At 51.0% G+C, this 14,169-nt stretch carries 8 protein-coding genes; 3 read left to right on the top strand and 5 right to left on the bottom strand.

Going from position 1 to position 14,169, the window contains the following annotated elements:
* Positions 1-13 precede the first annotated feature (13 nt).
* Positions 14-847: a M23 family metallopeptidase gene (locus tag H6F88_RS26505; protein WP_347277745.1), complete on the bottom strand. Its 834-nt coding sequence runs from the start codon at positions 845-847 to the stop codon at positions 14-16.
* A 357-nt stretch (positions 848-1,204) separates the two neighbouring features.
* Here H6F88_RS26505 and H6F88_RS26500 point away from each other — a divergent pair, with 357 nt between their 5' ends.
* From H6F88_RS26500 to H6F88_RS26490, 3 genes are all read left to right on the top strand, one after another.
* Positions 1,205-2,224, top strand: coding sequence for an aldo/keto reductase (locus H6F88_RS26500; RefSeq protein WP_190645808.1), 1,020 nt, complete (start codon positions 1,205-1,207; stop codon positions 2,222-2,224).
* A 127-nt stretch (positions 2,225-2,351) separates the two neighbouring features.
* On the top strand, positions 2,352-4,952 hold the full coding sequence (locus H6F88_RS26495) for an adenylate/guanylate cyclase domain-containing protein (RefSeq protein WP_242050720.1): 2,601 nt from the start codon (positions 2,352-2,354) through the stop codon (positions 4,950-4,952).
* Positions 4,953-5,297: 345 nt separating this feature from the next.
* A complete protein-coding gene (locus tag H6F88_RS26490; protein WP_190645807.1) occupies positions 5,298-6,362 on the top strand; it encodes a hypothetical protein in 1,065 nt (354 codons plus the stop codon).
* A 146-nt stretch (positions 6,363-6,508) separates the two neighbouring features.
* Here H6F88_RS26490 and H6F88_RS26485 read toward each other — a convergent pair whose 3' ends face one another.
* The 4 genes from H6F88_RS26485 to H6F88_RS26470 form a co-directional block, all read right to left on the bottom strand.
* Positions 6,509-8,470: a PAS domain-containing sensor histidine kinase gene (locus tag H6F88_RS26485; RefSeq protein WP_190645806.1), complete on the bottom strand. Its 1,962-nt coding sequence runs from the start codon at positions 8,468-8,470 to the stop codon at positions 6,509-6,511.
* Complete coding sequence (locus H6F88_RS26480) at positions 8,470-11,028, bottom strand: EAL domain-containing protein (protein WP_190645805.1); 2,559 nt, start codon at positions 11,026-11,028, stop codon at positions 8,470-8,472. The genes H6F88_RS26485 and H6F88_RS26480 overlap by 1 nt, the downstream gene beginning before the upstream one ends.
* 140 nt (positions 11,029-11,168) lie before the next feature.
* Positions 11,169-11,837, bottom strand: a complete 669-nt coding sequence (locus tag H6F88_RS26475) for an N-acetylmannosamine-6-phosphate 2-epimerase (RefSeq protein ID WP_190645804.1) — start codon at positions 11,835-11,837, stop codon at positions 11,169-11,171.
* Between the two features lie 86 nt (positions 11,838-11,923).
* Positions 11,924-14,017 (bottom strand): hypothetical protein, encoded by a 2,094-nt coding sequence (locus H6F88_RS26470; protein ID WP_190645803.1) that lies wholly within the window; start codon positions 14,015-14,017, stop codon positions 11,924-11,926.
* Between the last annotated feature and the right edge of the window lie 152 nt (positions 14,018-14,169).

Here is a 14,169-nt window from a genome sequence, read left to right as displayed (position 1 = left end):
AGATCAATTAGGTCTACTGAACCCGATTAGAAGCAGCAGTTTGCTGTTCTGAATACATAGCCCGCAGCACCAGCGCCGGATCAACCCAGTTATCGTTATATTTCAGTCCCCAGTGCAGGTGAGGTCCGGTCGTCCGTCCCGTCATGCCAACCCGACCAATGCGCGCCCCAGCCAGCACTTCTCGCCCTTCCCAAATCTGCAAACCGCCTTCTCGGTCAATCATGTAACGCCCCTGGCTATTGGACTCAACATGTCCCTGCATGTGGCAGTAGATGTGCAGCCAGCTTCCAGACTCCACCACGACCGAAGTACCGCAGTTGCTATCGTCCGTCACCTCAACGACGGTGCCTGACCACCAGTTGCGAATGTAGCTGCCAGAGGGGGCAGCCATGTCTAAGCCGTAGTGAAATTCCTGGCTGTAGCCACCCATTGGAGACGAGCGATAGCCGAATGGAGACGTGTACTCCTGAAAGCCTTCTAGCGGAAAGGAAGCCCCTTGCCACTGGTTTACTGCCATCTCACTGGGATCAATTTGAGCAACCTCCTGTGGATTCACCGCCTCAACATCCGCATCGATCGCCAAAGTTTCCCTTTCTGATTCAGATGAAGCAGCATCCGCATCCGGTTTTGCCTCTGCATCGGTACGCACCTCTGCATCGAGAGGAGGATCGGCCGCCGCATCTGGAGCAGCCTCTCGAACCAGATCTGAAAGACCATTGCCAGGTACATGGCTAAGATCGAGCGCCCCACCAATTTCCTGGTGCGTTTCTAAAACAACCAGCGCTGTCAGACCCAGCCCAAACAACAGCAGCAATTTCCCAAACCGAACAGAATTCTTTTGCATCATTAACAGCGCGACTTCTTGTGATTCCTCAGGAGTAAATGACTAAGAACGGGGATCAAGCAACACTTCTTACTGGTTTACACAAACGCGGCGTTTGATAAAAGTCCTTGCATTGATCAGGACATCTGCCAAATACCTCGTCTTTATGAAATCTCGAACCTAACTTATGTTCCTAGACGCGCAAGCTAACTTTGCTGCTGTGCCGGGTGAACGAAAAATATTCAAGTCTAAAGATACTAGATTAATTGCAGAAATGTATGACTGTTAAAAAAATTCCTGGTTCCCTATCAATTCCCTACATAGCCCGCTTTTGTGGAAACGGGATACCTTATAGGAGTGTAGCGTTAACAAAACTTCACGATGAATCCACCTGATTCTCGCAGGCTGCAATTTACTCCAGAGTTAAACATTTGCCGCATTCTCAACGGCATGTGGCAGGTGTCGGGAGCACATGGGGCGATCGCTCCCCAACGAGCGGTTCAGAGTATGTTCGATTACTTTGATGCAGGCTTTACCACCTGGGACCTAGCAGATCACTACGGACCGGCTGAGGATTTTATCGGTGAGTTTAGACGACAGATTTCTGCAACGCGCGGTACGGCAGTCTTGCTTAGCCTGCAAGCGTTTACCAAATGGGTGCCGCGCCCTGAACGCATGACCCGCAACCTGGTTGAGGAAAACGTTGACATCTCACTGCGGCGAATGGATGTGCCATCCCTAGACCTGCTCCAGTTTCATTGGTGGGAATATCGCAACAAAAGCTATCTGGATGCGCTCAAATACCTCACAGAACTGCAAAATGAAGGCAAAATCAAACGCCTGGCCCTAACCAACTTTGACACAGAGCATTTACAAACTGTTCTAGAAAATGACATTCCAATTGTCTCCAACCAGGTGCAATTTTCTCTGATCGATCGCCGTCCGCTGGTTCGTATGGTACCGTTTTGTCAGAAGCACCACGTTAAGCTGCTTGCCTACGGCACAGTCTGTGGGGGGCTATTGTCGGAGCGTTATTTGGGGCAGCCCGAGCCCGAGCGAAGCGCACTCGATACGGCTTCGTTGAGAAAGTACAAGAACATGATCGATGTGTGGGGTGGTTGGGAGTTATTTCAAAGCCTGCTCTCGGCACTCCAGCTTATTGCCCAAAAGCACGGGGTGAGCATCGCCAACATTGCAACGCGTTGCGTTTTAGATCAGCCAACGGTAGCAGGTGTGATTGTGGGGGCACGGTTAGGTGTGTCAGACCATTTGCAGGACAATGCTAGAGTTTTTGACCTGACGCTAGACGAGGACGACCGCTCCCAAATTGATGCTGTACTCAGACAATCCCGCGACCTATACCAACTGATTGGCGACTGCGGCGATGAATATAGGAGATAGCAGTCGATAGCAAGGCGATAACTGCCTGTATAGCTATCTCCTGTATAACTATATGTAACGGTGTGTCTCCCAATTTGCATTCAATGTTTCCTTAATTCGGGGCAACACTACACCCCTACTAGCGGCCATGACCATGACTACTCCTGGCACTTCTCCTGGCAGCATGTTGGCAGCCTTGTCACAGGGCGATCGCAAAGGCGATCTCACCCGCCGCGTTAAGGATCTTCCCGTTCCTCAATTTGCTAGCCTGCTCGAACAAATTACAAGAGAGTTTGAGCATTTTCTCAGGGCGATCGAAATGATCAACAACGAAGCCCTGGAAACGATGCTGGAGCAAATCCTAGAGGCATTCACGCTGAAAATCGGGCAGATTTTGCAAGCCGATCGCACTACCATCTTTCTGGTTGACGAAGAAAGGGAGCAGCTCTGGTCAAAGATTGCCCAGGGCGAAGGCGAGAAATCTTTAGAAATTCGGGTGCCGCTGAATGTTGGCATTGCCGGACACGTCGCCGCAACCGGGAAATGCCTCAACATTGCCGATGTTTACAGCCATCCCCTATTCAACCGGGATGTTGATCGGCAGACGGGCTATCGCACCCGCAACGTCCTCTGCATGCCGATTTTTAGCACCAAAAATCGCGTTGTTGCCGTCGTGCAACTGATGAACAAGGCGGGCAGTGAACCGTTTGATTCTGATGACGAACGTCAGTTTCGTGAGTTTGCCTCGTCAATTGGCATTATTCTAGAAAGCTGCAACTCGTTCTACATTGCCGCCCGAAACCAGAAAGGCGTAGCGGCTCTGCTAAAAGCTACCTCCTGTCTAGCACAAAGCCTGGATCTGGAAAAAACCCTACGAGCCGTGATGGACGAAGCTCGTGGACTCATGCAGGCTGACCGCAGCACCTTGTTTCTGCTGGATCGAGAACAGGGGCAACTTTGGTCAAAGGTGGAAACCGCTGATGGCAGCACGCTGATGGAGATTCGCATTCCAGCAGATCGAGGCATTGCAGGCTATGTTGCTTCCACTGGGCAGGCGTTAAACATTCCCAATGCTTACGAGGATCCGCGCTTTGATCCGTCTACTGACAAACGCACGGGCTACCGCACCCGCAACATTCTCTGTATGCCCGTCTACAACTCAGAAGGAGTGCTGATTGGTGTCACCCAACTGATTAACAAGCACCAGGGCAGCTTTACCAGTTCCGACGAAGAATTCATGCGGGCGTTCAACATTCAGGCGGGAATCGCACTGGAAAACGCTCAACTGTTTGAAAGCGTGTTGCTAGAAAAGCAGTATCAAAAAGATATGCTGCAAAGCTTGTCGGATGCTGTAATCTCGACCGACATGCAGGGCAGAATTGTCACCATTAATGACGCAGCACTGGAGCTATTGGGCTGTCCGCGCCAAAAGGAAGGCGATCGCCACCAAGAAAATTTTTGGATAGAGCAGCTTGTCGGTCGTCTGGTTTGGGAAGTAGTGCCGATTGACAATCTGCAAATGCGTGTTGAGGACAGCCTTAAACTTGGCGCAAAGCACTACGTTCCTGAACAAAGCCTGACAGTTGGGTTATTTGTCAACCAGCCAGACGATCCTGCCGACCGAAATGGCAATGGAAGTGGGGCAGGAATGTATGCAATGGCAATGCGCGATCGCCACAACCCCAACAGCTTCCTTCCTTGGAATCTGACGACAGCCAAAAGCAAAGCGCATCCCATCTCCCCCATTCCTCAAGAACAGGTGCGAGAAATAGAGCGCAGCATTAACCTAACCGTCAACCCATTGACCAATCCAGAAGGCACCGTCCGAGGTGGGCTGGTGGTGCTGGAAGACATCAGCCAGGAAAAGCGGATGAAAGCGACGATGTACCGCTACATGACGCCTGGAGTAGCAGAGCGAGTCATGGCCTTGGGCGAAGATGCGCTGATGGTCGGTGAACGCAAAGAAGTCACCATCCTGTTTTCTGACATTCGCGGCTACACCTCCCTCACCGAAAAGATGGAAGCGGCAGAGGTCGTCTCGCTGCTAAACAACTACTTTGAAACGATGGTAGAAGCGGTCTTTAACTATGAAGGCACGCTCGACAAATTCATCGGTGATGCCCTGATGGCGGTATTTGGTGCGCCGCTGCCATTAACCGAAAACCATGCCTGGATGTCCGTGCAGTCGGCGCTGGATATGCGACGGCGGCTGGCAGAATTTAACCAAAATCGCCGGATTAAGCATCAACCCCAAATCCGCATCGGCATCGGCATCAGTTCTGGAGAAGTTGTATCGGGCAACATCGGCTCCCAAAAGCGGATGGACTATACCGTCATTGGCGATGGCGTAGACATCAGCTCTCGCCTGGAAGGAGTCACCAAGGAATATGGCTGTGACATCATTCTCAGCGAGTACACCTACGGGCTATGTCAAGAACACATCGTTGTGCGAGAGCTAGACCGAATTCGAGTCAAGGGTAAGACAAAGCCGATCAGCATCTACGAGTTGATTGGCGATCGCCACCATACCCTCGACGATCAGACCCATGAGTTCCTGGCGCTCTATGAGCAGGGACGGTCAGCCTACACAGAGATGAACTTTCAGCAGGCGATTCGCTGCTTTGAGAAAGCGCAGCGCTTGCAGCAAGACGACCGGGCGATCGCGGTCCACCTAGAGCGCGCCAATGCTTACCTAATCAGCCCGCCCCCTACTGCCTGGGATGGTGTCCACACCATGACTACAAAATAGTCAGAATTTCTTAGACCTCCAACGTGAACGGTAGCGCGGTTGAGCCGTGCTACTTGTTTATGCTCAAAAATGGATTGGTACAAAAGGGCTCCTGTGTTGCGTGCAATTACGGTGTGTTGCGAATTCAGCCAAATGGCTCAACTCATTGCACAACAATGAGGCATAGATTATTACGTAGCCCTCTGTGAAATTTCGTAGATCTGCGAAATTTCCTAAGTAGGTCTAGGTACGCTTACCTGGACGCTACTTATTCTGTCGCAGCATTTATTCTGTTGCCACATTTTTAGATCATCTACTCCATCGGTGTGTTTCGCAGCCTTTGCTCTTTAAGCCTGGATATCTTCAATGGAGAAAAGCGTGCTACTAGAATATGTACCCATCTATACCCCCTGTCGGGATAACACACCCGTGGAAAGCCTGACTAATCTATGGGCATCTTGCTATACAACCGATCTATCCATACTCTCTTCAGAGACAGGGCAAGAAGCAGTTGTAACCCTCGTCAAAACTTCTTCTCCAACGGGACGCAGCCAAACGGTTAAGCAGCTAAAACGAGTGCTGCAACTCAACTGTGAACGAGCAGGAATTCAGACTAATACGCTCTTCTCTTACATTCCCAATGTAGTCAACCTCAGCGATGCCCAGCGAATTGCCACTGCTGCAACGCGACTTTACACACAGGTTCTAGACTTTTACGAGCAGCAGTCACCGTCGCCTTCGTCGTTTGTGCTGATGCCGTCGTTGGCCATTCAGGCGATCGCACAACTATTAGAAGAACTTGAACCCTCCCTACAAGAATTGCGGCTTCAGCACTTTGCTGCAAAAGACCCAAGGGCGATCGGCTTCTTGAGTACGCAGTTTCATTTCACCACTCAATTTTTGCTGAGCAGACTCACCCCCACCGAGCAATTACTGCTCTCGCCTTACTTCAGGTTTCTTGAAGAGCAAGTTTGCATTCCCTGGAAGCGCGTCTGTCAAGCAGCTGCGGGATACACTGTGCAGTCTCCCAGTTTGGCTCTAGTTCGACAAATGTTGCCCTACAGTCATGACATTGCCGTTGCTGTATTTCAACGTGCCTTTGAGATAAACCCGCATTATCAAAGTCGGCGGGGAACGTTGAGCGACCCGGGCATTATGACATCTAGCATTCGCGACATGCAGATGTTTCAGGGCTACCTCTGGCTTTCCATTCTTGAAGGCAGCACAACATCAATTGAAGAAGAGCTAGTGCCTCTGTGCATGATGGTTTATCCAACCGTTGGTGTCTCCTGGGATCTAGCTCACCAGGGAGTCCAACTTTTGCTCGAAGAGATTCAAGCCCGGATACAGTCTGAGTATCTTGAAATTTTGCTGCCCTATGCTCAAGCAATGCAATTTTCCTTTGCAGAGCTTTTGCAGAAGGACGTTTAATATTGAATCCGCCTACAGGGTAGGGATATCGGTAGGGACGCACCGCAGTGCGTCCTTACAGAAATTGCTGTAAGTTGCAGAGTTTATGCCCGAATGCTTTCGCCCCCTACACAAAGATAGTGTCTCTTTACAAAGTGGATTCCGTATTAGTTAGGCTGTTGCAGCGGCAACACAATCGTAAATGTTGAGCCTTGTCCAGGCACGCTACTGGCAGTAATAGTGCCACCGTGCCGCTCAGCTATTTTTCGGCAGATTGCTAGCCCAATTCCTGTACCTTCGTACTCGCTGGAACTGTGCAAACGTTGAAACACGGTGAAAATTCGATCAGTATAATTCTGAGCAAAGCCAATTCCATTGTCGGTAACGATAATTTGGCACCGGGCATTCTGTAGAGGATTGGAACCATCCGGACACGCAGAGTTGAAGATCTGACTGCGAATCAGAACGATGGGTGGAACGTCAGGTTGGTGAAACTTAAGGGCATTGCTAAGCAAGTTTTGCAGCAGTTGGCGCATTTGTAGCGGATCTGCATCAATGGTGGGCAGTTCTTCTACGGTTATCTGTGCTTTTACCCGTTGAATTTGAATTTCCAGGTCAGACAAAACTTCTTGAATCACTTCGTTAAGGTTAACTTTGACGAAGGGTTTTGCTCTGGTCGTGATGCGAGAGACAGACAACAGGTCGTTGATCAGGACTTGCATTCGCCTAGCAGCGGTTTGCATTCGCTCCAGGTAATCTTGCCCTTCGTGGGTGAGGGCTTGGCTGTATTGGCTCTTGAGCCGATCGCCAAATGCCTGAATCTTTCGCAACGGCTCCTGTAAATCATGAGAGGCGATCGCCGCAAAATCTTCTAATTCTTGATTGCTCTGCTGCAGTCGAGTGGTGAATTGCCGTAACTCTGCCTCCGTTTGCCTGCGTTCTGTGATGTCTCGAACATTGCACTGAATCACCTGCCTGCTGCCCGCCTGATAGACATTGCTGATAAACTCTACCTCAATGTGCCGCCCGTAGCGTGTCCGTAGCAGCAAATTGTCGTAGCGTAGGTCGCCTTGCTCCATCAGCGTTTGGAAAGTCAGTTGTCCTTCTGCATCAGAAACGAAACCAATTTCCCATAGTTTCTTCCCGACTAGCTCCTGGTAGGCATAGCCTAGCAACTTGAGAAGCGATGGGTTTGCATCTGTGATGCTGCCATTCTCAGGCGCAACAACCAGAATGCCATCCTGAGCGCTTTCAAATAGCCGTCGATAAAGGGTTTCAGAGGCAGCCAGATTGACTTCTGCCTGTTTGCGCTCGGTTACGTCTGTCACCATCACGAGGGTGCTGACGAATTCGCCATCTTCGTTAAACATGGGGGTGGCTGAGACGATCGCCCACAGAGAATCCCCACTGCGGCAGCGAAACCGCAAGTCGTGCTGCCCTCTCAGACCATGCAGTTTGGCAAACGGAACGGCGATCGCTGTGCGGGCTTCATCATCGACAAAGTCCAGCAGCGAACGGCCCAGCATCTCTGCCACAGAATAGCCCAGCATGTCGCCCATCTGCTGATTGACGTAGCTCGTTTTGCCCTCAACGTCAAACAGCCAGATTCCTTCCTGCGTGGTGGCGACGATGCGTTGAAATAGGTTTCTATCAGTTTGCAGTCCTGCTTCAATCTGTTTGAACTCGGTAATGTCTTCTACCACGACCCCAACACACTGATTGGGCATGGGGAATGCGGTGAGCGACAGCACGGTCTGAATTTTTTGGCGGTTTCGGTAGCGAACTTCGCCCAGGCTCCTAGTTTGGGCAGAGCGAACGACCTCGGCGTAGAAATCAGCAGGTTCGATGCCCAAAAAAGCTGGAAAGGGAGCCGCGATCGCCTCACGCAACAATTGGTCTAGCGGCATCTCTAGAATTTCGCTCATTACCGAATTAGCCGTAATGAGCTGAAAACTATTAGGATCATCCAGATTTTTTAGGTGCCAAATGATCAAACCAACTGGTACACAATTGACAATATCGCGGCTCAGATTTTGGGAATTGCCTAAATCTTCATCACCGCTCAGATCCAAATGATCGCCCAGATGGGCTTTAGCACGATTGGTATAGAACGATGTCTCTTCTGCCATTACAGGTTGCAGTGACTCGTGTCCTGCCCCAGATTTGGGATGCCAATTCCTAGCTGCGATTGCGCTGCAATGACCCGTTCGGCGGCTTGGCTATCGAGCGGCTTTGAGAATAAGTATCCCTGTCCATACTCACATTTGAGCGATCGCAGTTGTGCCAGTTGCTTGAGAGTTTCTACCCCCTCTGCAACCACATCCATACCTAGATTCCAGGCAAGGGTAATGATGGTGCGAACGATCGCCAACTGTTCGCCGTCCGCATCCACTTTTTTAATAAAAGACCGATCAATTTTCAAAGTATCGATTGGAAAACGATGCAGATAGCTGAGCGAAGAATAGCCCGTACCAAAGTCATCCATTGAAAGCTGAATTCCTAGCGATCGCACTTGTGCCAATAAGTCTGCAGCTGATTCTAAGTTTTCCATCAGCGCACTTTCGGTAATCTCAAGTCTTAAGGATCGAGTATCTAGATGCGTATCTTGCAGAACTCGTTCGATTTGGCGAATCAAGCGCGGTGTGAATTGTTTGCTTGATAGGTTCACGCTCAATGACAAAGGCAGTTTCATCGGAAACTCAGCGTGCCAAATCTGCATTTGACGACAGGCTTCTCGCAAAACCCAATCTCCAATTGGAATAATTAGCCCCGTCTCTTCCGCTATGGGAATGAATTCGATGGGAGAAATGAAACCACGAGTGGGATGTTGCCAGCGCAACAGCGCCTCGAACCCAACCACACAGCGGGTTTTGAGCGAAACAATAGGTTGATAATAAAGCTGAAATTCTTGGCGATCGCCCGTTAACTGGTCAGCCGCGATCGCCCGCCGCAGGTCAGTCTCCAAATGCAGGAGGGCTAACGCTCGAACATGCATTCCGGTATTAAAGATTTCGTATCGCGCCCTGCCCTGAGCTTTTGCCCGATACATGGCGGTATCTGCATCGCGCAGCAGATCTTCTGGCAATTCATACCCTGTTTCACTCAGAGCAATGCCAATGCTGGCGCTGGTGAACACTTCATGCCCGTTTAGGCTAAATGGTAACGTGAGTTCTTGCTGCACCCGATCTGCAATGGTGGTAACGCTATTGACATCATTGATATCTTCTAGCAAGATCACAAATTCATCGCCGCCTAACCTGGCAACCGTGTCAGTGGGGCGGAGACAGTCACACAGTCGCTGGGCGATCGCCATCAGCAACTCGTCGCCTAGCATGTGACCCAAGCTATCGTTGATCACTTTAAAGCGATCAACATCGATAAACAAAACCGCAAACTGATAGCTGGAATCACGCTTTGCCATCTGGACAACCTGTTTGAGCCGGTCGGTCAGCAGGGCACGGTTTGGCAAACCTGTCAGTGCGTCATAAAAAGCATCGTGTAAAAGCTGCTCTTCTGCCTGTTTGTGAGTTGTGATGTCAGTTTGAGAGCCTGCAATGCGGGTCGCCTTACCCTTGGCATCGCGTACTGCCAACCCTCGGCTCAGCATCCAGCGATAGGTGCCATCCCGATGCAGCATTCGATGTTCATTTTCAAAGTGAGGCGTTAGCCCGTCTAAATGAGCTGCAATTTTGACCTTGACCCAATCTAGATCTTCTGGATGAACCCGTTCAAACCACTCGTCTAGCTGGTTTGTGATCTCCTCATCAAGATATCCCAGCATTGATTTCCATCGGGGTGAAAAATAGATCTCGCTGGTTTTAAGGTTCCAGTCCCAAATGCCGTCATTTGCGCCTCGTACGGCTAGAGCATAGCGCTCTTCACTCTCTCGCAACGCTGCTTCAGACTGTTTGCGATCGCTCACATCTGTTTGCAGTCCGACAAAGTAAGTGAGTTCGCCTTGTGAGTCAAAAACTGGGTTGACGCTAAGTTCGTTCCAAAAGGGAGTGCCGTCTTTACGGTAGTTGAGCAAAACGCAGGTATGAGGACAAGCCTGAGCGATCGCCTCTCGCAACTGCTGCAGGGTTGTTACATCTGTCTCTTTGCCCTGTAGGAAGCGGCAATTGGACCCCAGCACCTCTTCCTGGGTGTAACCTGTGACAGCTGTAAAGCCTGGATTTGCAAAAATAATTGGATTATTAGGTTGTTTGGGGTCTGTAATCACGACACCTGTTGTGATGTTGGCGATCGCAGAAGCCAGTCGGCTATTTTCCTGCAGTGCCTGACGCAATTTTTCGAGTGTGTGAGTTCGCTCAATGGCATGGGAAATGGCTCGTTCTAGCCCTGTTGCATCAATTTGCCCTTTGATTAAATAATCGGCTGCGCCTGCTTTCATTGCAGCAACGTCACTTCGGGAATCTCCTTGCCCTGTCAACAAAATAATGGGTGCTTTGCAACCGTCAGCAGTGGCTTGCTCCAATAGCTCCACTCCATTTTTGATGCCCAGACGAAAATCAACAAGATAAACATCGTGCTGATTTTTGCTCATGATTTCCAAGGCATTGTCATAGTTGCGAATCCACTCAACTTCAAACTTCTTTTCTTGGATGTCACGGAAAAGGTTTGAGGTAATGATGTAATCGTCCTCGTCGTCCTCCACCAGGAGAACTTTGGTTGTAGCGTTATCCATCGGTGGATGTTATTTAAGGCACATTGTGAGTGTCCTTATGATGCCCTTAATTCAGGTTAAACGACTCTTGGGTAGAGGTGTAAAAGCTAACATTCTGTAAAGCTTTACCCTGTCCTGTGGAAATGCAATGAATCGCATTTTTACTGGGAACTAAGCGCTTCACAATAAGCCTTAACTTGAGCATCAATGCCTGTGATTGCTGTGCCTACCACGACTGCATAGGCTCCTAAGCCCAAAGCCTGCTTGGCCATAGCGGCAGAAGCAATGCCGCCTTCGCAGATTACAGGAACTGATAGTTCATCGACCATCTGTTTCAACAGGTCGAAGCCAGGAGGGGGCAAATGGCGAGTTTGTTGGGTGTAGCCGTAAAGTGTTGTACCAACCAGGTCGGCACCCGCAGCAGCGGCAGCGATCGCACTCTCTAACGTATCAACATCTGCCATCACGAGTTTTCCTAGATTGTGAATGGAGTCAATCAGGGAAGCAACGGTTTCTCCACCGGGACGCGCTCTGAGGGTAGCATCAATGGCAATGATATCTGCGCCTGCCTGGGCGATCGCTTTTGCCTGCTCAGCTTGAGGGGTAATGTAGACTTCGGACCCCTCAAACTGTCGCTTCCAGAGTCCGATAATCGGAACTGAAGTGCGTTGTCGGACCGCTTGAACATGGGCTGGAGTGTCAATTCGCAAGCCTGCTGCCCCTTGGTTAACGGCTGCCTGGGCGATCGCTGCAATCACCATCGGGTCATGTAACGGGGAGTCAACGGGAGCCTGGCAGGAGACTATCAGTTTGTGCTGGAGGGATTGCATGAGCTAAGAACTGGAACTATTCCAAGTATGTTTTTTGCATGTGCGACGCACATGCAAAAAACATACCTTAAAGAAGACTTTAAGGATTAGTAGTCTTCTTCATAACCTTCGTCATATTCATAATCTTCCTCGTAGTAAGAATCGTCGCTTTCGGGAGCGGATTCTGCTTCCCAGGAGTCCCAGATGATTTCTCGTTCGATTCGCCATTGGGCGATCGCCGATCGAGCTTCAGAGTAGAGGGCTCGACCTCGACCAATTTGGGAGGCGACATCGATCGCACCGGAGAGGCTGCCTTCTTCTGCCAGTTCGTAAGCTTCGTTGAGAATCGGGCGATCTTCAGCAATTTCGATTTCGGTGCGCCAGTTTCTAATGGCGGTTTGGGCCTCGTCGTAAAGGGCACGACCAGAACGAATTTTTTCGGCGGCGGCGATCGCTTCTCGGCGTTTGCCTTTCTCAGCCAAGGTTCTGGCTTCATCCAGGAATGGCTGATCCTCAATCGTTTCAATCCGGCTATTCCAGGCGGCGATCGCCCCCTGTGCTTCTCCTCGCAAAACGCGGTTAAGCGGGATGACGCTAGCTTGAGCGATCGCCGCTTTGAGCGCTGGGATGGTGCCAGGTTCTGCCAGCTCGCGGGCGCGACGTAAATAGGGACGGTCTTCTACGCGCTCAATTTCTTGCCGCCAATGGGCGACCAGAGTTTGCGCCTGAACTCGACGGGGGCGATCGGCTCCGACTAATTCTGCCTGTTTGATTGCAGTTTCTAGAGAGAATCGCTGACCTAGACTGGCGCTGAGGTTGGCAAACTGAAGCTGAACCAGGTCGTCTAGTTGAGCCTGCCAGGTTTCACGTTCGGTTTGGGCTTGGCGATAAAGCTCGCTGCCAGGTTCGATTCGGTTGACCGTAGAAAGGGCTTGCATCAACCCCCAAATTTGCTTGAAGGACGGCTCCCACTGTACCTCGCTCCAGCTTGCCAGCCGCTGGGCATGACTATATTGCACCAGAGCGGCTGCATCGGGAGACAGGGTCGGGTCAGGAGGGGCTTGCTGCACCAGGGCGATCGCCGCTTCCAGGTTGCCTTGCTGCCACTGCTGCATCCCAGTTTTGAGGAGTGCCTGACTCCACTGCGTCAATTCGGTTTTGGCTTCTGCCCAGGCGTGGCTGTTGGGAGAAATTTGCTGGGCCAGAGCGATCGCTTCTCCCAGCGCTTTCGGGTTCTGTCGCTTAGCCAGGTTGCGGGCCTCGACAAGCTGCGATCGAGCCTGCTTTTCTGCCAAAATTTGGCTGGTTAGCTGGTCTGCCCGTTGCCGCCAATAGGGATTTTCCAATTGTCCTAGGGCAGAGACTTGCTCAGAAGCTTTATCCCAATACTGGTTTTGCAAGGCTTCCTGGGCTGTCTTGTAGAGTGTTTCTCCCTGTTGCCATTGTTCTTTCCAGTGGGCGATCGATGCCTGTGCTTCCTCGTAAATGGGGCTGTTGGGCGGAATGTGTGCAGCCGCTTCGACGGCACCGGGCAGGTCGTTATGGTTAATTTTGTCGTTGGCGATCGCCAGAATGGCTTTAGACCAATTTGCCATTAGCTTTTGCGCCTCGCCATGAAGCGGGTGATCGTCTGGCCATTGTCCCACTAATTGCAACCCTGCCACTAGTTGGGGCAAATCACCTGAGCGAATCGCTTCTTGAGCGCAATAAAGCCGTTCTGAATCTGCCGCAATCGGCGATATCTTTCCACAGTCAGGCAGGGGTGGCAAGGTGGTCAGCCACGTTAGGGCAACAGCCCCCATGCCAACCGAGAGAATGATTGCCCCCAGTCCCAGCATTGACCAGTTCCACGACTTGGGTGAGCGCATCTGCTGACGGCGCGATGCGAAGCCGTTCCCCCTCTGGGGTAATCGCCTTGATCCAGGTTGCGCAATCTGAATTGCATTCTCTGCTTGAGCGGGTTGAGGTGCGTCCGCTTCCTGCGGTTGGCTCGCTTCTGCGGGCGGTGACTCAACGGTGCTGCCTACTCCCGCAGGAGGAGAGGCTGGAGCCGTAGCATCAGGGGGACTAATAGGTAACTTTGGCAGCTTCAGCTTGTGCAAGTCGGCTGGTTCGATATTCTGGATTTGCCAGTCGGATGTGTGTTGTGTGTATTGATTTGTCTTTGTCCCCAATCGGCGGTCAAAATACTTCCTCACCATGCCCTTGCCTACGCCTGTGATGCTTCAGAATGGCTTTTTCCAGATGTGTTCATTCAGCATACTCGTCAATCACTCATCGGTCACACGATGGATTGTTTTAGCTGAATTACTGCTGATACTACACGATCCCCGCGTGATCGGGGGTTGAATGC

This window comes from Oculatella sp. FACHB-28, from assembly GCF_014696015.1.
Lineage (GTDB): Bacteria > Cyanobacteriota > Cyanobacteriia > Elainellales > Elainellaceae > JAAUTN01.
This window is presented reverse-complemented; position numbering and strand designations above follow the sequence as displayed.